Source organism: Comamonas composti DSM 21721 (assembly GCF_000429845.1).
Taxonomy (GTDB): domain Bacteria; phylum Pseudomonadota; class Gammaproteobacteria; order Burkholderiales; family Burkholderiaceae_C; genus Comamonas; species Comamonas composti.
On sequence record NZ_AUCQ01000001.1, the window covers coordinates 182157 to 202735 of the forward strand.

Genomic DNA, 20579 nt, shown 5'->3' on the forward strand with positions numbered 1-20579 from the left:
CCTGCCATGGCCATACACCTCGCCCTGCTGCTCACCTTGTTCGAAACCCTTGCGCTCAGCGGCGTGCTGCTGCTGTGGGCCAGGCAGGTCGCGGGCTCGCGCCTGCTGGTGGTATTTCTTCTGGGGGTGGCGACCTGGATCGTGGGCAACGAGCTGCCCAACTGGCTGGGCCTGGCCAGCGTGCCCGTCTCCATGGCCTTGCTGTCCTCGCTGCCGCTGACCTCGGCCGCCTTTCTGCACTTTTGCGTGATCTTTTGCGAGGTCGCGCTGCAGCGGCGCTGGCTGATCGCGGCCTATGCGCTGGCCGCCCTGGCTGCCTTGCTGTCCCTGCTGTACTCGCCCGGCGAGTTTGTGCATTTCGAGCCCTTCACCGGGCTGGAGTGGGTGGTCGTGCCCAGTGCCGTGGGCTGGACCACCAGCCTGATCTGGGCTTTTCTCGCGGCCGCCGGTCTGGCCGTTCTGGGCTGGGGCTTTGTGCACACGTCCGTGCCGCTGCGGCGCAAACAGATGGCCGCGATCGCCATCTCCTGCGCCTGGGGGCTGCTGGCCATGTCGGGCTTTTCCTTTGCAGCCCTGGGCATTCGCCAGTATCCATGGCAGGTGCTGCTGGAGCCCTTGTTCCCGCTGGTGCTGGTCTATGGCGTGCTGCGCTGGCGCGTGTTCGTCGTCAACGTCTGGGCCAGGCGTGCGCTGGCCTCGGCCATGCTCATCGTGCTGGGCCTGCTGGTGGCGTCGCTGACCGTTTTGCTGCCCGTGGAGTCGAAATGGCTGAACGCCATGGCCGTGGCCATCACCTGCCTGGTGCTCAGCGGGCCGGTGTGGCGCTTTGCGTCACGCCTGGTCTATCCGGGCGGCACGCCATCGGCCGAGGATCTGCGCCATTGGCGCAGCGCCATGGCCCAGGCCGACTCCATGGAGCAGCTCGCAGACATTGCCAGCCGGCTGCTGTCTGCGCGCATGGGCACCCAGGTGCTGGTCCGGGCGGACAAGGGCTTATCGAGCTCGCCGGCCCGCACGGCGGCGGCCCTGCCGGGCCTGGTCTGCAGCAAGAGCGGCGACACCTGGCACACCACTCTCACGGGCTTTGACGAGGCCCCGCCCGGCCAGCAGCACCTGGCCGCGCTGTTCGGCAACAGCCTGGCCGATGCAGCGGCCCAGGTAGAGCATGCCGCACAGGCCCTGCAGCGCGAGCGCGAGCGCCAGCAGCAATCGCGGCTTGCCGAGCTCGGCTCGCTGGCCGCAACCGTGGCCCACGATGTGCGCAACCCGCTGAACATCATTGCCATGGCCGTGGCCCTGGCCCCGCAGGAGACCCGCCAGGAAGTCGGCGAGCAGATTGCACGCATCTCGCGCCTGACCGAAGACTTGCTCGACTACGCCAAGCCCTGGCAGGTTGCGCCCGTCTCCACCGACATCCATGAGCGCCTGGCCGCCCTGCTGCGCCACCGCCCGGGGCTGGAGGCCGGCACGCAGCTGTCCCGCCCGCTGCATGTTCGCGTCGACCCGATGCGCTTCGACCAGGCCCTGGGCAATCTGCTGTCCAATGCCTGCACGGCCGCAGGCCATCAGCGCGTGCTCGTCGATACCGAGGTGCTGGACGGTGCCGTGCTGGTCCATGTCTGCGATGACGGCCCCGGCATTCCCGCCGATCTGCGCGAGCGGCTGTTCGAGCCCTTTGCCTCGCGCAGCCCCGGCGGCACGGGCCTGGGCCTGGCCATCGTGGCGCGCATCATGGCCGCCCATGGCGGCAGCGTCAGCGCAGGCGAGCGCGCGCCCTGGCGCACCTGTTTCACCCTGAGCTTTCCCCTCACCCCAGCCGCATGACACTTCACCACGCACCAGACTCTCCGATGCCAGCCACAGGCCATGTGCTGCTGGTCGATGACGAACCTGCCTACCAGCGCCTGAGCAGCGCTTTTCTGCGCCAGCTCGGCTACCGGGTCTCGCTGGCCGGCGATGTGGACGGCGCGCTGCAGGCCTTCGCCCAGGATCGCCCGCATGTGGTGCTGCTGGACCTGGCCATGCCGCCCAGCATGGACCCGCAGGCCGGGCTGTCGCTGATCCCCCGCTTTTGCGAGGCCGTGGTCGTGGTGCTCAGCGGCCACGGCGAGCGCGCTACAGCCTTGCAGGCCGTGGACCTGGGCGCATGGGATTTTCTGACCAAGCCCATAGACCCCGATGTGCTGCGCATGGTGCTGGCCCGCGCCATGCACAAGGCCAGGCTGGACGAGCAGTTGCGCACCCTGCGCGCCGCCCAACTGGCCCAGGACCCCGACGAGATGGGTCTCATAGGCCAGAGCGCGCCCATGCAGCAGTTGCGCGCCCTGGTGCGGCGCGTGGGCGCAACCTCGGTCAACCTCATCGTGCTCGGGCCCACGGGTACGGGCAAGGAACTGGTGGCGCGCGCCCTGCACCAGTGCAGTCCGCACGCGCGCGGACCGTTTGCGGTCATCCACTGCGGCGCACTGTCGGCCGAGCTGCTGGAAAGCGAGCTCTTCGGCCACCTCAAGGGCAGCTTCACGGGCGCCCACCGCGATCAGACCGGCCTGCTGGAGAGTGCGCACGGCGGCACTCTATTTCTCGATGAAGTGGGCGAGATGCCGCCGCCCATGCAGGTCAAGCTGCTGCGCTTTCTTCAGGAAGGCAGCTTCATGCCCGTGGGCGGGCGCGAGATGAAGAGCGCCGAGGTGCGCGTGATCGCCGCCACCCACCGCGATCTGGAGGCCATGGTCCAGGCCGGCAGCTTTCGCGAAGACCTGTACTACCGCCTCAAGGGCATGGTGCTGCGCACGCCGGCCCTGGCCGAGCGGGGCGCCGATGTGCCGCTGCTCGCTGCTCGCTTTCTGAAGAACGTGGCGCCCGCAGCCAGGCTCAGCGCCGATGCCACCGCCTGGCTGCAGCAGCGCGACTGGCCCGGCAACGTGCGCCAGCTGCGTGCCGTGGTGGAGTCGGCCGGCGCCCTGATCCTGCAGGGCAGCGAACTCGTCGATGCCGAGCTGCTCAGGTTTGCGAATGGAGAGAGCACGCACCTGCCCGAGCCGCCCTCTGCGTCATCTCCTGACGCTGCCGGCAGAACTCCCGCCCCGGGCCTGGGCGCATTGGATGGAGCCATCCAGGAGCTGGAGACCCGCATGCTCGGCGAAGCCATGGCGCAAGCCGGCGGCAACCAGTCCGAAGCCGCACGCCGCCTGGGCATTTCGCGCGTGGGGCTGATCAAGAAACTGGCCCGGCTGGGGTTGAAGTAGCCCTCTGGGAAAACCTGTTCACGGTCTGAGCCAGCGGCCCTTGTGCAGTTGGCGCAAGAGCATGGCTGCGCGACCGGGCAAAAGAAAAAGCCCGCATGCACATGCATACGGGCTTGATTGGCTCCTCAACCTGGGCTCGAACCAGGGACCTACGGATTAACAGTCCGGCGCTCTACCGACTGAGCTATTGAGGAATATCGGTCAAATTTTCAAATGTTTGCCCTGTGCGATTGCAGGGCAAGAATCCTGGCTCCTCAACCTGGGCTCGAACCAGGGACCTACGGATTAACAGTCCGGCGCTCTACCGACTGAGCTATTGAGGAATGTCGGTCAAATCTTCAAACACTTGCCCTGTGCGATTGCAGGACAAAAAATCTTGGCTCCTCAACCTGGGCTCGAACCAGGGACCTACGGATTAACAGTCCGGCGCTCTACCGACTGAGCTATTGAGGAAGAAGACCGAGATTGTAGCCTGGAATTTCACCCTCTCGGACAAACCCGATAATTTTCCGAAATTTACGCAGAATCTGGTGACGGCTCCGGCCGTAGCCAGAGCCAGATCAGCACGCTGCCCATGCAGCCCAGGGCCACGACACGCACCCACAGCGGCGGCATGGTCCACAGCAGGATCAGGGCGCAAAGACTCATCATGGCCGTGGCGCTCCACTTGGCCTTGCGACTCATGAAGCCTCCGCGCGCCCAGTTCTGCAGCATGGGGCCGAACAGCCGGTGGTGCCACAGCCAGGCATGCAGCCTGGGTGAGCTGCGCGCCGCAGCCCACCCGGCCATCAGCACAAAGACCGTGGTCGGCAGGCCGGGGATGAAGATGCCTGCAATCCCCGTGGCCAGGCTCAGCAGCGCAAACAGCTGCAAGGCCCAGCGCACGGGCGCTGGCGGCAAAGGCCTGGGCGCAGGCTCGCACGCATGGCCACAGTCCGGCCCTTCCTGCGAGGAAACCGGGCGGCTGGACTCTGGGCGTGGACTGTGCATGGCCGAGCCATTGTGCCAGCGCATTCGGGCCCGGCCCGGCCTTGAGCCCGGCAAGACCATGGCCCGGGTGCGCGCTATGCTTGGCCACTGTTCAAGCCCTACGTTTGCTTTTCACACCCATGACTGTTCGCACGATATTGAAGATGGGCGATGCGCGCCTGCTGCGCCAGGCCCGGCCCGTCACCGAGTTCGGCACCCCGGCTCTTGCCCGACTGCTGGAGGATTTGCAGGACACCATGCGCGCGGCCAACGGCGCAGGTCTGGCCGCGCCCCAGATCGGCGAGGACTGGCAGGTGGTGATCTTCGGCTCCGACCAGCCCAACCCGCGCTACCCCGATGCCCCGCAGGTGCCGCGCACCGTGCTCATCAACCCCGTGATCACGGCCCTGGGCGACGAGGAGCAACTGGGCTGGGAAGGCTGTCTTTCCGTGCCCGGCATGCGCGGCCTGGTGCCGCGCCTGAACCGCATACGCTATAGCGGCCGGGATCAGAACGGCCAGCCCCTGGAGCGCACGGTGGAAGGCTTTCACGCCCGCGTGGTACAGCACGAATGCGATCACCTGTGGGGCAAGCTCTACCCGATGCGCATGCGCGACTTCACACAGTTCGGCTTTACCGAGGTGCTGTTCCCCGAGCTCGATCCGGCCGAGGACGACTAGGCCCGGGGCTCTGCCCGCCAGTTCAAGGCAGCACCTCAAACCAGCCGCTCAAAGCGCCAGGGCCTGCAGCAGCTCGGCCTCTATGCGCAACTGCCGCTGTGCATCCTGCAGCTCAGCGCCTTCGATCAGAAAGCTGTCCTCCACACGCTCACCCAGGGTGCTGACCTTGGCCAGCTGCACGCTCAGATGGTGCCTGGCCAGGATGCGCGCCACCGTGTAGAGCAGGCCTGCGCGGTCCGTGGCCGAGATCGACAGCAGCCAGCGCTGGGCCTTTTCATCGGGCTGCAGGCTGACGCGCGGCTCGAAGGGAAAGTTCTTCACGCGGCGCGAGACGCGGCGGCGCGAGGGCTCGGGCAGGGGCGCCTCGGCAACCAGGGCCAGGGTCAGATCGTTTTCCACCATGTGCATGAGCTCGCGGTATTGCTCCTGCATGGCCGGTGCCACGACCTGGAAGGTGTCGAGCGCAAAGCGGTTGTTGGCCGTGTGCACGCGCGCATCCAGAATGGAAAAGCCTGCGCGGTCGAAGTAGCCACAGATGCGCGCGAACAGATCGGCCCGGTCGGGCGCATAGACCAGCACCTGCAGGCCTTCGCCAGCCAGCGAGCGGCGCGCGCGCACCACGGGCCGCTCGGCCCCCACATGGCGCGAAAGATGGCGCGTATGCCAGGCGATGTCGGCCGCCTCGTGGCGCATGAAGTAATCCACGCCCAGCGTATCCCAGAGCTTTTTGTGCGACTCGAAGGGCTGGGCCGTGAGCGCCAGCGCCACCTTGGCGTCGCGCTTGCGCGCCTCGACCTCGGCGGCCGCATCGGGCGCACCGCCGCCGAGCACGCGCAGGGTCAGCCGGTAGGTGTCCTCAAGCAGCTTGCCCTTCCAGGCGCTCCAGACCTTGGGGCTGGTGCCGCGGATGTCGGCCACGGTGAGCAGGTACAGCGCCGTGAGCCGGCGCTCGCTGCCCACGCGTTCGGCAAAGGCGCGAATCACCTCGGGATCGGACAGATCCTGCTTTTGCGCCACCTGGCTCAGCGTCAGGTGCTCGCGCACCAGGAACTCGATGGAATCGGCATCGGCGCGCGCAATGCCGTGGGCGCGGCAAAAGCGCCTTACCTCGACCGCGCCCACGATGGAGTGGTCCCCTCCCCGGCCCTTGCCGATGTCGTGGAACAGCGCGGCCACATAAAGCATCCAGGGCTTGTCCCAGCCGCTGGCCAGCTGCGAGCAAAACGGATATTCGTGCGCATGCTCGGCCATGAAGAAGCGGCGCACGTTGCGCAGCACCATGAGAATGTGCTGGTCCACGGTGTAGACATGGAACAGGTCGTGCTGCATCTGGCCCACGATGCGCCGAAACGGCCACAGATAGCGGCCCAGCACCGAGGTCTGGTTCATGAGCCGTATTGCATGCGTGATGCCGCTGGGCTGCTGCAGTATCTTCATGAAGGTCGCGCGGTTGACCGGATCGCGCCTGAAGCTGCTGTCCATGAGATCGCGCGCGCCATAGAGCGCGCGCAGCGTGCGCGCCGACAGATCGGTCAGGCCCACGTGGGTCTCGTACATCAGAAAGGTTTCTAGGATTGCATGCGGCTCGCGCTCGTAGAGATCGTCGCTGGCCACCTCGATGGTGCCGGCCTTCTCGAAAAAGCGCTCGTTGAGCGCAATCAGCTTTTGCGAGCCCGGGCTCAGCCGCTCCTGGATGTTCAGCCGCAGGATCTGGCACAGCTGGCTCACGGCCTTGGCCGCCCAGTAGTAGTGGCGCATCAGCGTCTCGCTGGCGCGCATGGCCAGGCGCTTGCCGTCGGGCGACGGCAAGGTGGAGCGGTAGCCAAAGGCCTCGGCCACGGCGGTCTGCAGATCGAACACCAGCCTGTCCTCATGCCGGCCCGCAAGCGCATGCAGGCGCGCGCGGATCAGGCCCAGCATGGCCTCGTTGTCCTCGAGCTGCCCGCACTCGAACTCGGTGATCAGGCCCTGGGCGCAGAGATCGCGCCAGCTGCGGCCCAGGCCTGCGGCGCGCGCCAGCCAGATCATGGTCTGCAGATCGCGCAGCCCGCCCGGCGACTCCTTGCAATTGGGCTCCAGCGCATAAGGCGTGTTCTCGTACTTGCCATGGCGCTGGCGCATCTCCAGGAGCTTGCCCGACAGAAAGGCGCGCGCATCCATCTGCTCCTGGTAGCGCGCCTCAAAGCGCGCAAACAACTGGGCATCGCCGCACACCAGGCGCGCCTCCAGCAGCGCGGTCTGCACGGTCAGATCGCGCGCCGACTCCTGCAGGCATTCCGAGAGGCTGCGCACGCTGGAGCCTATCTCCAGGCCCGCATCCCAGCAACTGCCGATGAAGCGCTCCAGGCGCGCAGCCAGCGCCGCATCGCCCGGCCCGTCGGGCAGCAGCACCTGCACGTCCACATCCGAACAGGGAAACAGCTGGGCCCGGCCATAGCCGCCCACGGCGACCAGACAGGCCCCGGACGGCAGGTCCGCACGCGCCCAGAGGACAACAAGCAGGCCATCGGCCAGATCGCTCAATTGCTGGGTCAGCGCACGCACGCTGCGCCGCCCCATGGTGGGCGCCCGCAGCGTATCTATGAGCCGCTTGCGGCTTTGCTCGTAATGGGTGCGCAGGGCTTGCAGCGGGGCATCGTCTTCAACGGTGCGGGTAGCGGGTAAGGACTTCATACGGTGCCTGGTGACGCGTCACTGATCGGATGCCGAAGACTGCGCGCTGCCATCAGCCTGCAGCGCAGCGATGCGACTCGACGGCCTGCGCAGACCGAAAAAATCGGTGACGCGGCCCTGGCCTGCAAGAAGCATCCCGGTGCGCCAAGAATAGGCCAAAGCCGCAACACCCAGGATCGACAGGGGAAGAAAAAAAATCACGTCTCCCTGTTTATCACTCCTGAAATAAGAGCTGCCAGCACCTGCTATCACTCGATCTCAGATACAAAACCATCTGAAATCACCAGAACACAAGTGCTAACAGCTATCTTTTCAGCAGCTTGTCGTCGTCACGAATGCGGGCAGAGGCGGCGAGCCTGCGGACAGCGTCATGACCTCGTAGCCCGTGCGGGTCACGACCACCGTGTGCTCCCACTGGGCCGAGAGGCTGTGATCCTTGGTCACGATGGTCCAGCCGTCCTTGCCAAGCTCCTTGACCTCGCGCCGGCCCAGATTGAGCATGGGCTCGATGGTGAAGACCATGCCCTCTTCGAGCATGACTCCCGTGCCCGGGAGGCCGTAATGCAGCACCTGGGGCTCCTCGTGGAACTTCTGGCCTATGCCGTGGCCGCAGAACTCGCGCACCACGGACAGGCCATGGCCTTCGGCAAAGCTCTGGATCGCATGGCCGATGTCGCCCAGCGTGGCGCCGGGCCTGACCTGCTGAATGCCCAGCCACATGGCGTCGAAGGTCAGGGCCGACAGGCGCTTGGCCGCAATCGAACACTCGCCTATCAGATACATGCGGCTGTTGTCGCCATACCAGCCATCCTTGGTGATCACGGTCACGTCCACGTTCACGATGTCGCCTTTTTTCAGCGGCTTGTCGTTGGGGATGCCGTGGCAGACCACATGGTTGACCGAGGTGCACAAATGGCCGGGATAAGGCGGATAGCCGGGCGGCTGATAGCCTATCGTGGCCGACACCGTGCCCTGCTGGGCCATGCATTCGGCGCCGAGCCGGTCGATCTCGGCGGTGGTGATTCCAGGTTTGATATGCGGGGCAATGTAGTCCAGCACTTGCGAGGCCAGGCGGCAGGCCAGGCGCATGGCTTCCAGGTCCTGCGCGCTCTTGATATTGATGCTCATGGCGCGCAATTATCCCATTGCGGCTTTGAGAATACTGCCGGCATGGGCGCTTACGCGTGCAGCCCGGTAAAATGGCGGGCTCACCGATTCAGCGCCCTGGCCCCGTCCTCATGCTCTGCAGGACAGGGCCCTGGCGCTTTTCCGACCAGCCTTCACATAAACAGGCCGCCACGTGACCTTGCATTTGACACAGTTTGAGGGTGGAAACGCCCTGAGCTCGTTCCGCGCCCAACAGCTTTTGACCGACTTGGTCGCCATCCACCCCAAGATCTGCGGCATTGCTGCGCGGTTTGTCCACTTGGTGGCCACCGAAGAAGGGGTTCCTGTGCCCGCATTGCAAGAGCGCCTGTCGGCGCTCTTGACCTATGGTGACCCCTATGAAGGGAGCAGCGAAGGCCAGGCCTTTGTCGTCACGCCCCGCATGGGCACCATCTCGCCCTGGGCCTCCAAGGCCACGGACATTGCTCGCAACTGCGGCCTGGCCGTGTTTCGCGTGGAGCGCATCACCGAGTACCGCGTGCAGCTGAAGTCCGGCCTGCTGGGTGGGGCTACCGAATTGAGCGCCGAACAGACTGCGCAAATCGCCGCGCTGCTGCACGACCGCATGACCGAGTCGGTGTTTGCCACCCGTGCCGAAGCCGAGACCCTGTTCTCCACCCTGCAAGCCCAGCCCATGGAGTTTGTGGACGTTCTGGGTGGTGGCCGCGCCGCGCTGGAAACCGCCAACAAGCAATGGGGCCTGGCCCTGGCCGAAGACGAGATCGAGTACCTCGAAAACGCCTTCAAGGGTCTCAAACGCAACCCCACGGACGTGGAGCTGATGATGTTCGCCCAGGCGAACTCCGAGCATTGCCGCCACAAGATCTTCAACGCCCATTTCACCATCGATGGCGTGGCGCAAGACAAATCGCTGTTCGGCATGATCCGCAACACCGAGGCCGTTTCGCCCCAGCACACCGTGGTGGCGTATTCGGACAATGCCTCCATCATGGAAGGCCACCAGGTCGAGCGTTTTGCGGCCAAATTCGACGGCAGCGCTGATCAATCCAGCGCTCCCAGCTATCAAAAGCAAAGCGCTACCAGCCATGTGCTGATGAAGGTGGAAACGCACAACCACCCCACGGCAATCTCGCCTTTCCCCGGTGCATCCACCGGCGCCGGCGGTGAAATCCGCGATGAAGGCGCCACCGGCCGTGGCTCCAAGCCCAAGGCCGGGCTGACGGGTTTCACCGTCTCCAAGCTCTGGGGCAGCGAAGTGGGCAAGCCCGAGCACATTGCCAGCCCGCTGCAAATCATGATCGAGGGCCCCCTGGGGGGCGCGGCCTTCAACAACGAGTTTGGCCGCCCCAACCTGACCGGCTACTTCCGCGAGTACGAGCAGCAAGTCGGTGACATCACCCGTGGCTACCACAAGCCCATCATGATTGCCGGTGGCCTGGGCGTGATCGATGCCCAGCAAACCCAAAAGATTCTGTTCCCCGCAGGCACGCTGCTGATCCAGCTGGGCGGCCCGGGCATGCGCATCGGCATGGGCGGCGGCGCAGCCAGCTCCATGGCCAGCGGCACGAATGCGGCCGAGCTGGACTTTGACTCGGTGCAGCGCGGCAACCCCGAGATCGAGCGCCGTGCGCAAGAGGTCATCAACCACTGCTGGCAGCAGGGTGACAAAAACCCGATTCTGGCCATCCACGACGTAGGTGCCGGCGGCCTGTCCAACGCCTTCCCCGAGCTGACCAATGATGCCGGCCGTGGTGCCCGCTTTGACCTGCGCGCCGTGAAGCTGGAGGAATCCGGCCTGGCGCCCAAGGAAATCTGGTCCAACGAATCGCAAGAGCGCTATGTGCTGGCGATCGCCCCCGAATCGCTGGCGGAGTTCACCGCTTTCTGCGAGCGCGAGCGCTGCCCGTTTGCCGTCATCGGCACGGCCACCGAAGAGCGCCAACTGGTGCTGGACGACACCGCTGTGGAGTCCGGTGACCAGAAGCTGCCGGTGAACATGCCCATGGACGTGCTCCTGGGCAAGCCGCCCAAGATGGTCAAGGACGTGAAGACGGTGGAGCGTGCGCTGCCCGCTATCGACCTGACCGGCGTGCCGCTGGAAAAGGCAGTCATTGAAGTCTTGGCCCATCCCACGGTGGCTTCCAAGCGCTTTCTGATCACCATCGGCGACCGCGCCGTGGGTGGCCTGACCCACCGCGACCAGATGGTGGGCCCCTGGCAGGTACCCGTGGCCGACGTGGCCGTGACCCTGGCCGACTATCGTGGCTTCAAGGGCGAAGCCATGGCCATGGGCGAGCGCACGCCGCTGGCCGCCATCAATGCCCCCGCCTCGGGCCGCATGGCCGTGGCCGAGGCCATCACGAATATGCTGGCTGCGCCCATAGCGCTGTCCAAGGTCAAGATGTCGGCCAACTGGATGGCCGCCTGCGGCGAGCCCGGTGAAGACGCCGACCTGTACGCCACCGTCAAGGCCGTGGGCATGGAGCTGTGCCCGGCTTTGAACATCTCCATTCCTGTGGGCAAGGATTCGCTGTCCATGCGCACCCAGTGGAGTGAAGGCGGTGCGGTCAAAAAGGTCACATCCCCCGTCAGCCTGATCATCACCGGCTTTGCCTCCATCGACGATGTGCGCAGCACGCTGACGCCTCAACTCGATGCCGAGGAAGAAGACAGCTCGCTGCTGCTGATCGACCTGTCGCGGGGCAAGATGCGTATGGGCGGCTCCATCCTGGGCCAGGTGCTGAACCAAAGCGGCAACGAAACCCCGGACCTGGACGATGCCAAGGACTTGATCGCCCTGGTCGACGCCGTGAACGCGCTGCGCGCCAAGGGCCAGATCCTGGCTTATCACGATAAGGGCGACGGCGGCCTGCTGGCCACGGTGGCCGAAATGGCCTTTGCCGGCCATGTGGGCGTGGCCCTGAATGTGGACATGCTGATCACCGAGGGTGATGGCATCAGCGACAGCCGCATGGACAGTGGCGAGGGCAAGAACTGGGGCGGCCAGGTCAGCGGCCGTCGCGAAGACCTGACGCTGCGCGCGCTCTTCAACGAAGAGCTGGGCGCCGTGCTGCAGATCAAGACGGCCGACCGCGCCGAAGTGCTGCAAACCCTGCGCGAGCATGGCCTGGCCACCTGCAGCCACATCATCGGCAAGACCCGCCCCGCATCCTCGCCCGTGGACATGGGCAAGGGCGAGCTGCAGGTCTGGCGTGATGCGAAAAAAGTGTTCGGCGCCACATTGAGCGATCTGCACCAGGTCTGGGATGCCGTGAGCTGGAAGATTGCCCAGCAGCGCGACAACCCCGTGTGCGCCGACAGCGAGCACGCCGCTGCGGGCGTGCCGAACGACCCCGGCATGCATGTGCAGCTGACGTTCGACCCGCAAGAGAATGTGGCTGCGCCCTTTATCAATGTGGCCGCCAAGCCTCGCGTGGCCGTGCTGCGGGAGCAGGGCGTGAACTCCCACGTCGAAATGGCCTATGCCTTTACCGAGGCAGGTTTTGAGGCTGTGGACGTGCACATGACCGACTTGCAAACCGGCCGTGCCCAGCTCAAGGACTTTGCGGGCGTGGTGGCCTGCGGTGGTTTCAGCTATGGCGACACCCTGGGTGCCGGCATTGGCTGGGCGCGCTCCATTACCTTCAACGACCGCCTCTCGGCCGAGTTCCAGCAGTTCTTTGGCCGCAGCGACACCTTCGGCCTGGGCGTGTGCAACGGCTGCCAGATGTTTGCCGAACTGGCCGACATCATTCCCGGTGCACAAGACTGGCCGCGCTTTACGCAAAACCAGAGCAACCGCTTTGAGGCACGCCTGTCCATGGTGGAAGTGCTGGATTCGCCCAGCATCTTCCTGCAAGGCATGGCCGGCTCGCGCCTGCCCATCGCCGTGGCGCACGGCGAGGGCTATGCCAATTTCAAGTTCCGCGGTAATGCGGACCAGGTGATTGGCTCCATGCGCTATGTGGACAATCTGGGCCAGGCCACCGAGCAGTACCCCTTCAACCCCAACGGCTCGGCCGGTGGTTTGACGGCGGTGACCACGGCCGACGGCCGCTTCACGGCCATGATGCCCCACCCGGAGCGCGTGTTCCGCAATGTGCAAATGAGCTGGACCTCTGGCGACAAGTCCGAATTCAGCCCCTGGATGCGCGTGTGGCGCAATGCGCGCAAGTGGATCGGGTAAGCAGCCCCCCTGAGTCGCCTGCGGCGCCTTCCCCCCAGGGGGACGACAGCCTTTGCTGAGGCGCGACACCGCAACAAGCCCCGCAGTGGCAACGCTGCGGGGCTTGTTGCATGGCCTGCCCTGGTGTTTTGCCGCCGGATCGCTCTGCAGATTGTTACCATTCGCAGATCCACTTCCAACAACAGAGAGGCAAGCCGCGTGGGGAGCAGCAATTTCAGCTTTCTGGCAGAACATTCCCAGCCCTTGGCCGACCTGGGCGCAACGGCGGAAAAAATCTTTCCTCTGGACCCCACCAGCTGCGTCTTCAAGTTGCGCCTGCTGGCCGAGGCCATTACCAAGGAGGTTGCGCTGCGCATCGGCGTGAGCACGCTGGAGCAGACCCAGGCCGAGTTGCTGCGCACCGTGGATGCTCGCCTGGGGCTGGAGCCACAGCTCAAACAGATGCTGCATGTGCTGCGCCGGCGCGGCAATGAAGTGGCGCATGAGGTCCAGCCCTCCATCGGCTACAAGGAAGCGCTGGACTCCATCAGGATCGCCCGCGAAGTGGCCCTGTGGTTTCACCGCAGCTTTGGCAGCAATCCCGACTTCCGTCCCGGCCCCTTCACCCTGCCCGACGACCCCAGCCAGAAGCTGCTGGCACTGCAAAAGCAGATTGCCGAGCTGCAGGCCCAGGTCGAGCAGGCGCAGCAGCCCGATCCGAGCACCATGGAGGCGCTGCAGGCGCAACTGCAGGCGCAGGCCGAACAAGAGCGTGCGCTGGCCGCCCAGGCCCAGCACGAGCGCGACATCTATGCGCAACTGGCCCAGGAAGCCAGCGACAACTACGCCCGACTCAAGACCGAGCTGGAGCAGGCCCAGGCCCAGGCCAGTACCCAGGCCCCCAGCAGCCAGCAACTGCGCACCTGGACCGAACGCAGCAACCGCGCGGCCAGCCAAGTGCATATGGACGAGCGCAGCACCCGCCTGCTGATCGACCAGATGCTGCGCGATGCCGGCTGGCAGACCGACAGCGAGCAGCTCAGCCATGCCAAGGGCGCGCGCCCGCAGCGCGGGCAGAACCTCGCGATTGCCGAATGGCCTGTTTCCGGTGCCGGCGGCCGCAGCCAGAGAGCCGACTATGTGCTGTTCGCCGGCCTCATGCCGCTGGCCGTGATCGAGGCCAAGCGCCAAAGCGCCCCCATTGCCAGCAGCCTGGCCCAGGCCGAACGCTATGCGCGCGGCATGTCCGTCAACGGCGAGCTTCAGCCCGCCTGGCAGCAGCCCTGGAGCGACGGCCAGGGCGCGCAGTTCTTTCTGCCCTTTGCCTACGCCTGCAATGGCCGCCCTTTTGTGCGGCAGTGGGCCGAATCCAGCGGCACCTGGTTTCGCGATCTGCGCCAGCCCTCCAACCTCGCCAGGCCCTTGCCGGGCTTTCACTCGGCCGAAGGGCTGCAAGACCTGCTGCGCCGCGATGTGGCCAAGGCCCAGCAGTTGCTCACGCAAGAGGCCACGGCCTATCTGCAGCTGCGCGACTACCAGCTCAAGGCGATTGCCGCCGTGGAGCAGGCGCTGGCCCAGGGCCGCACGCAATGCCTGCTGGCCATGGCCACGGGCACGGGCAAGACGCGCACCGTGATCGGCCTGATCTACCGCCTGCTCAAGACAGAGCGCTTCAGGCGCATTCTGTTTCTCGTGGACCGCACGGCTTTGGGCGAGCAGACCCAGGACAGCTTTGACGACATGCTGCTGGAGCAGAACCAGCCGCTGTCCAGCATCTACAACATCGCCGAGCTTGGCGACATGGCGCCCCAGGCCGCCACCCGCGTGCAGGTGGCCACCGTGCAGGCTATGGTCAAGCGCGTGTTCGCCAGCGATGCACCGCCCGGCATCGACACCTTCGACTGCATCATCGTGGACGAGGCCCACCGCGGCTACACGCTGGACCAGGAAATGAGCGAAGCCGAAGCCGAACTGCGCGACCAGGCCCAATATCTCTCCACCTACCGGCGCGTGCTCGACTACTTCGACGCCGTGAAGATCGGCCTCACGGCCACGCCCGCCAAGCACACCAGCGACATCTTTGGCAAACCCGTCTACACCTACAGCTATCGCGAAGCCGTGGCCGACGACTGGCTCATCGACTACGAGCCGCCCATCACCATGGAGACCCAGCTCTCCAGGCATGGCATTCACTTCGACAAGGGCGAGCAGGTCGAAAGCGTGGACCTGTCCAGCGGCGAGATCGACGTGGCCGAGCTCGATGACGAGCTGCACTTCGATCTGGAGAGCTTCAACCGCAGCGTCATCACCGAATCCTTCAACCGCGTGATCTGCGAGCAACTGGCCCAGGCCGAGATCACGCCTTTCGGCGAAGAGAAAACGCTGATCTTCTGCGCCACCGACGCCCATGCCGACATGGTCAAGCGCCTGCTGGACGAGGCCTTCAAGGCCCAATATGGCGAGCAGTACAACCAGGCCGCCGTGGCCAAGATCACGGGCTCCGTGGACAACGCCTCGCAGCTGATACGCCGCTACAAGAATGAAGCCCTGCCCAGCATCGCCATCACGGTCGATCTGCTGTCCACAGGCATCGATGTGCCCGCCATCTGCCACCTGGTATTTCTGCGCCGCGTGAAGTCACGCATTCTGTTCGAGCAGATGATGGGCCGGGCCACACGCCGCTGTGACCCCATCGGCAAGACCGTGTTCAAGATCTACGACCCCGTCAAGCTCTTTGCCACACTGCAGCGGGTCAACACCATGCAGGCCTCGGTCAAGAACCCCCAGATCGGGCTGGACCAGTTGCTGGACGAGCTTGCCAATCCGCGCTCCCGCGAGCTGCCGGGCGCGGCCGGCAAAGCCGATACCAGCCACGCCGACGACCTGCTCACCCAGTTGGGCCAGCGCCTCATGCGCGTGCTGCGCCGCGCCGAGCACGCTGCCCAGAAAAAGCCCGCGCTCAAGACCAAGCTCTCGCAGCTGCAAGAGCAATGGGGCGTTGCGCCTGCCGAGTTGCACCGCCACCTGCATGCGCTCAAGACACAACAGGGCACGCAGGCCGCCGTGCAGTTCCTGCAGGCCCAGCCCAGGCTGCTGCAGCAGATCGGCGAGGTGCAAGAACTCATGGGCACCGGCTGGCGCCCCGTGATCGCCGGCCACGAGGACCGGCTGCTGGTGCGCGAGCAAAGCTGGGGCAGCTATCCAAAGCCCGAAGATTACCTGGACAGCTTTACCCGCTTCGTGCAGGAGCAGCTCAACCAGAGCGTGGCCCTGTCCGTGGTCGTCAACCGCCCCAGAGAACTCACGCGCGAGCAGCTGCGCGAAGTGCGCCTGCTGCTCGACGGCGCAGGCTATGGCGAAGCCAGCCTCAAGGCCGCCTGGCGCAACCAGAGCAACCAGGACATCACGGCCGGCATCGTCGCCTACATTCGCCGCGCCGCGCTGGGCGAGCCCCTGCTGTCCTTCGAGGAACGCGTCAACCGCGCCATGCAGCGCATCTACGCCCTGCAGGCCTGGACCAGCGTGCAGCGCCAATGGCTGGACCGCATTGCGCGCCAGCTCAAGCACGAAACCGTGATCGACGAAAGCTTTCTCAACACCGTCTTCGCCCCCGACGGCGGCACGCCGCGTGTGGACAAGCTGCTGGGCGGACAATTGCAGAACGTGGTCAACACGCTGGCAGAATCGCTATGGTCGCGGGCGGCCTAAGGCTCTGCCCGCCCCGGGCCACCTCACCCGGCCCCGGACACAAGCGCACCCCTATCAATACATGAGCTGGTAGCGCGCATCACACGGCCATTTCAGGCATAAAACATGCTGAAACTGGCTGCTGGCAAGCGCTACCAGCTATCTTATTCATTTCTTCTTTTGGCATGACACCTTCCGACATCGTCCAGAAACTCTGGGGCCTTTGCGATGTGCTGCGCGACGACGGCATCAACTACAGCGACTACGTGACCGAGCTGGTGCTGCTGCTCTACATCAAGATGGAGCATGAAAGCGTGCATGTGCGCGAGCGCCACCGCCTGCCCGAAGAAGCGCGCTGGCCCGAGCTTACCCAGCGCAGCGGCATGGTCTTGCTCACCCACTACCAGGACGTGCTGACCATGCTCTCGCGCAGCAGCGACCCGCGCATTGCCGCCATCTACGCGGGCGCGCAGACCCGCCTCAAGGAGCCCCGGCACCTGGCCCAGCTCATCGCCAGTCTGGACGCCATCGACTGGTTCAGCGCCGACAAGGACGGCCTGGGCGATCTCTACGAAGGACTGCTGGAGAAAAACGCCGGCGAGACCAAGAGCGGCGCAGGCCAGTACTTCACGCCGCGCCCGCTCATCGATGCCATGGTCGCCGTCATGCAGCCTGAAAAAGGCGAAACCGTACAGGACCCGGCCGCAGGCACGGCAGGCTTTCTGATCGCCGCCGACCGCTACATCCGCAACCGCACCGATAACCTGTACGAGCTGCCCGACGCCGACCGACAGTTCCAGCGCAGCAAGGCCTTTGTGGGCATGGAGCTCGTGGCCAACACGCGGCGCCTGGCGCTCATGAACTGCCTGCTGCACGGCATGGAGGGCGAAGGCGAAGGCGCCGTGCGCCTGGGCAACACCCTGGCCGAGGCCGGCAAGCGCCTGCCGCTCAGCGACCTCATGCTCAGCAACCCGCCCTTTGGCACGGCCAAGGGCGGCGGCGGGCCCACGCGCGATGACTTCACCTTCGAGACCAGCAACAAGCAACTGGCCTTTGTGCAGCACATCGTCGCCCACCTCAAGGACGGCGGCCGCGCGGCCGTGGTCCTGCCCGACAACGTGCTGTTCGAAAGCGGCGTGGGCACCGAGATCCGCCGCGACCTCATGCACAAGTGCCGGCTGCACACCATCCTCCGACTGCCCACGGGCATCTTCTACGCCCAGGGCGTGAAGACCAATGTGCTGTTCTTCGAAAAAGTGGGCAAGGCCGCCACCGACAGCACGCAAGAAGTCTGGGTCTACGACATGCGCACCAATGCGCCCAAGTTCGGCAAGCGCACCCCGCTGACCGCCGCGCATTTTGCGGAATTCATCTCCGCCTATGGCGAAGACCACAACGGCCGCAGCCCACGCACCGACACCGGCGAACAAGGCCGCTTTCGCTGCTTTGGCCGCGAATGGATCGCCAAAGAAAAGGCCGACAGCCTGGACATAGCCTGGCTCAAGGACGATGGCGTGGAAGATGCAGCCGACCTGCCCGAGCCCGCCGTGCTGGCGCGCGAGGCCGTGGAGGAACTCAATGCGGCGGTGGCGGAGCTGGAGGGGATTCTGAGGGAGTTGGGGGAATGAGTGCGTTGCCTTGTGGATGGGCCACTGCTGCCATTGCAGATGTTGCAACTTTCAATCCCAAAACGCTCGCTGAAGATTCATTAAATGCTGCATTCGCGCCAATGCAGTATCTCGGCACCCGTTATCGCCATCGTATGGCTTTTGAGCAAAAGCCTTGGGGTGAAATCAAGAAAGCCTACGTTCACTTTCAGCCACGCGATGTGATCGTCGCCAAAGTCACTCCCTGCTTTGAGAATGGCAAAGCAGGGGTTGCACCACCGCTTCCCAACAACATTGGGGCTGGAAGTTCTGAATTCTGTGTGTTCAGGCCTTTCCAGGGCATTGATGGGCGCTACTTGCTAGCTTGGCTAAGCACAGAGGATTTTCGACGGCGTGCCACGGTCGCAATGACAGGGTCTGTAGGACTGAAGCGAGTGCCTAAGGAGGTGTTTCTGACCGAGGAAATTCCGCTGGCCCCAAAGCAGGAGCAACGCCGCATAGCCGACAAACTCGACACCGTGCTGGCCCACGTGGATGCGGTCAACGAGCGCCTGGCCCGCGTGGCGCCCTTGCTCAAGCGCCTGCGCCAGTCCGTGTTGGCTGCCGCTACCTCGGGACGGTTGACGGAGGATTGGCGGGAAGGAGCGCCAGACTGGAAAATCTTACGTGCTGATGAGATATGCGAGAAGGTACAAAGTGGTGGCACTCCAAAAGCTGGTTTTTCTGAAAATGGTGTGCCATTCCTCAAGGTTTACAACATCGTGGACCAAAAGGTTGATTTCCATTACCGACCTCAGTATGTCGCAGACGTCGTTAATTCCAGCGAGCTTCGCAAGTCACAAGTAAAACCCGGCGATGTACTGATGAACATTGTTGGTCCTCCGCTAGGAAAGGTTGCAATCGTCCCAAGCACTTATGACGCCTGGAACATTAACCAAGCAATTACGTTATTTAGGCCTTCAGAAGCTATATCTGCACAATGGATTTACGCCGTGTTATGCGAAGGAGCTCCTATCCGAGCTGTCCTAAGCAGCACGAAAGGCTCTGTGGGACAGGTAAACATTTCATTGTCTCAATGCAGAGCTTTTGATTTTCCAGTTCCTTCAACCGAAGAACAAACCGAAATCGTCCGCCGAGTAGAGCTTTTATTCGCCTACGCCGACCGCCTCGAAGCCCGCCTGCAATCCGCCCAGACTGCCGCCAACCGCCTCACGCCTGCGCTGCTGGCCAAGGCCTTTCGTGGCGAGCTGGTGCCGCAGGACCCCGATGACGAGCCCGCGGCCGAGCTGCTGCGGCGCCTGGCCGAAAGCCGCTCCAGCCTTGCAGCCAAGCCCCGCAAACCCCGTAACACTGCATATAAGAACACCCAAAACCCCGCGCCACAGAGCGCTCAGGAGAAGCCGCTGTGAGCGATATTCAACTCTTCAGACTGGACGCTGCAGGCGGCGCCAGCGAGCTGCAAGGCCTGGCATCGGGGCTGGAAAAGCCTCTGCAGAACCTGATCGAGGCCAACCTCGAAGTCATGCTGGGCATACGCTTTCTGGCCACCGAGTACGGCACAGGCAAGACGCATGGCGGGCGCATGGACACGCTGGGCATCGACGAAAATCATTGCCCGGTGATCATCGAATACAAGCGCTCGGTGGGCGAGAACGTGATCAACCAGGGCCTGTACTACCTGGACTGGTTGCTGGACCATAAGGCCGAGTTCGAGCTGTTGGTGCTCAAGAAACTGGGCGCCACCGCAGCCGAAGCCATTGACTGGAGCGCGCCACGCCTGGTGTGCATCGCGGCGGATTTCACCAAGTACGACGGGCACGCGGTACAGCAGATTCAGCGCAATATCGAGCTCATGCGCTACCGCCGCTTTGGCGGCGACTTGCTGCTGCTGGAGCTGGCCCATGCCTATGCGCCCGTGGCGCCCTCTGGCAAGAAGACGCAGGCCGATGGTGTCGTCGCGGCTGCAGCCGATGGGCTGGCCGGCATGACCGGCGGTGTGGCGCCAGCTTCCAGCCTTGCGGATGCTGGCAAGCCTGCAGGGCCGGACAAAAGCTATGCAGACATCGTGCAAGCCCTGCCGCAGGATCTACTGGACATGCTGGCCTCGCTGGAGGAGTACACGCTGTCCCTGGGCGACGATGTGCAGCGCAAGGAGCTCAGGCTTTACGCGGCCTTTAAGCGCATTCGCAACTTTGCCTCGGTGGTGGCGCAAAAGTCCCGGCTGCTGCTATACCTGCACCTGGACCCGCAGCAGCACCTGCCCGCCATCCGGGCCGTGCTGCCCCAGGTACGCGACGTATCAGTCAAAGGCCACTGGGGCACGGGCGATATCGAAGTACCGCTGACGTCGCTGGCCGACCTGGAAGCCGCTAAGCCGTTCATTGAACAGGCCTATCTGCGCTAAGAGCGCGTTTTCGGCCTCTAC

At 64.6% G+C, this 20579-nt stretch carries 12 protein-coding genes and 3 tRNA genes; 8 read left to right on the top strand and 7 right to left on the bottom strand.

Annotated elements, in window-relative coordinates:
- Positions 1 to 6: 6 nt before the first annotated feature.
- Positions 7 to 1824 carry a sensor histidine kinase gene (locus G486_RS0100775; protein WP_027013810.1) on the top strand — a complete coding sequence of 606 codons (1818 nt, stop codon included), beginning with the start codon at positions 7 to 9 and terminating at the stop codon, positions 1822 to 1824.
- Positions 1821 to 3245, top strand: coding sequence for a sigma-54-dependent transcriptional regulator (locus G486_RS0100780; protein WP_245587214.1), 1425 nt, complete (start codon positions 1821 to 1823; stop codon positions 3243 to 3245). The genes G486_RS0100775 and G486_RS0100780 overlap by 4 nt, the downstream gene beginning before the upstream one ends.
- A 118-nt stretch (positions 3246 to 3363) precedes the next feature.
- Here G486_RS0100780 and G486_RS0100785 read toward each other — a convergent pair.
- The 4 genes from G486_RS0100785 to G486_RS21245 all read right to left on the bottom strand — a co-directional run bounded on the left by G486_RS0100785 (position 3364) and on the right by G486_RS21245 (position 4235).
- Positions 3364 to 3439, bottom strand: a tRNA-Asn gene (locus tag G486_RS0100785).
- A gap of 53 nt (positions 3440 to 3492) precedes the next feature.
- Positions 3493 to 3568 (bottom strand) — tRNA-Asn (locus G486_RS0100790).
- Positions 3569 to 3622: 54 nt separating this feature from the next.
- Positions 3623 to 3698 (bottom strand) — tRNA-Asn (locus tag G486_RS0100795).
- Between the two features lie 63 nt (positions 3699 to 3761).
- Positions 3762 to 4235 (bottom strand): YbaN family protein, encoded by a 474-nt coding sequence (locus G486_RS21245; protein ID WP_084454962.1) that lies wholly within the window; start codon positions 4233 to 4235, stop codon positions 3762 to 3764.
- Between the two features lie 119 nt (positions 4236 to 4354).
- On the opposite strand from G486_RS21245, the gene def reads away from it, so the two are divergent.
- The gene (def, locus tag G486_RS0100805) at positions 4355 to 4894 is read left to right on the top strand and encodes a peptide deformylase (RefSeq protein ID WP_027013813.1); all 540 of its coding nucleotides are present in this window, start codon (positions 4355 to 4357) and stop codon (positions 4892 to 4894) included.
- Between the two features lie 48 nt (positions 4895 to 4942).
- Here def and G486_RS0100810 read toward each other — a convergent pair whose 3' ends face one another.
- From G486_RS0100810 to map, 3 genes are all read right to left on the bottom strand, one after another.
- A complete protein-coding gene (locus G486_RS0100810) occupies positions 4943 to 7567 on the bottom strand; it encodes a [protein-PII] uridylyltransferase (protein WP_027013814.1) in 2625 nt (874 codons plus the stop codon).
- A gap of 18 nt (positions 7568 to 7585) precedes the next feature.
- Positions 7586 to 7768 carry a hypothetical protein gene (locus G486_RS0100815; RefSeq protein ID WP_027013815.1) on the bottom strand — a complete coding sequence of 61 codons (183 nt, stop codon included), beginning with the start codon at positions 7766 to 7768 and terminating at the stop codon, positions 7586 to 7588.
- A gap of 111 nt (positions 7769 to 7879) precedes the next feature.
- Positions 7880 to 8695, bottom strand: coding sequence for a type I methionyl aminopeptidase (map, locus tag G486_RS0100820; RefSeq protein ID WP_027013816.1), 816 nt, complete (start codon positions 8693 to 8695; stop codon positions 7880 to 7882).
- Between the two features lie 172 nt (positions 8696 to 8867).
- Between map and purL the strand changes: the two genes are divergently transcribed.
- From purL to G486_RS0100845, 5 genes are all read left to right on the top strand, one after another.
- Positions 8868 to 12881 (top strand): phosphoribosylformylglycinamidine synthase, encoded by a 4014-nt coding sequence (gene purL / locus G486_RS0100825; RefSeq protein WP_027013817.1) that lies wholly within the window; start codon positions 8868 to 8870, stop codon positions 12879 to 12881.
- Between the two features lie 198 nt (positions 12882 to 13079).
- Positions 13080 to 16568 carry a type I restriction-modification system endonuclease gene (hsdR, locus tag G486_RS0100830; RefSeq protein WP_027013818.1) on the top strand — a complete coding sequence of 1163 codons (3489 nt, stop codon included), beginning with the start codon at positions 13080 to 13082 and terminating at the stop codon, positions 16566 to 16568.
- Positions 16569 to 16732: 164 nt separating this feature from the next.
- A complete protein-coding gene (locus tag G486_RS0100835; RefSeq protein ID WP_027013819.1) occupies positions 16733 to 18175 on the top strand; it encodes a class I SAM-dependent DNA methyltransferase in 1443 nt (480 codons plus the stop codon).
- The gene (locus tag G486_RS21250) at positions 18172 to 19563 is read left to right on the top strand and encodes a restriction endonuclease subunit S (protein WP_084454946.1); all 1392 of its coding nucleotides are present in this window, start codon (positions 18172 to 18174) and stop codon (positions 19561 to 19563) included. Before G486_RS0100835 ends, G486_RS21250 begins: the two co-directional genes overlap by 4 nt.
- Positions 19560 to 20558, top strand: a complete 999-nt coding sequence (locus G486_RS0100845; protein WP_027013820.1) for a DUF5655 domain-containing protein — start codon at positions 19560 to 19562, stop codon at positions 20556 to 20558. Before G486_RS21250 ends, G486_RS0100845 begins: the two co-directional genes overlap by 4 nt.
- The last annotated feature ends 21 nt before the right edge of the window (positions 20559 to 20579 follow it).

Bases quoted from the DNA above. Each gene is read 5' to 3' on its own strand.
- G486_RS0100775 (WP_027013810.1), top strand. From the start codon at position 7: ATGGCCATACACCTCGCCCTGCTGCTCACCTTGTTCGAAACCCTTGCG.
- G486_RS0100780 (WP_245587214.1), top strand. From the start codon at position 1,821: ATGACACTTCACCACGCACCAGACTCTCCGATGCCAGCCACAGGCCAT.
- G486_RS21245 (WP_084454962.1), bottom strand. From the start codon at position 4,235: ATGCACAGTCCACGCCCAGAGTCCAGCCGCCCGGTTTCCTCGCAGGAA.
- def (WP_027013813.1), top strand. From the start codon at position 4,355: ATGACTGTTCGCACGATATTGAAGATGGGCGATGCGCGCCTGCTGCGC.
- G486_RS0100810 (WP_027013814.1), bottom strand. From the start codon at position 7,567: ATGAAGTCCTTACCCGCTACCCGCACCGTTGAAGACGATGCCCCGCTG.
- map (WP_027013816.1), bottom strand. From the start codon at position 8,695: ATGAGCATCAATATCAAGAGCGCGCAGGACCTGGAAGCCATGCGCCTG.
- G486_RS0100835 (WP_027013819.1), top strand. From the start codon at position 16,733: ATGACACCTTCCGACATCGTCCAGAAACTCTGGGGCCTTTGCGATGTG.
- G486_RS21250 (WP_084454946.1), top strand. From the start codon at position 18,172: ATGAGTGCGTTGCCTTGTGGATGGGCCACTGCTGCCATTGCAGATGTT.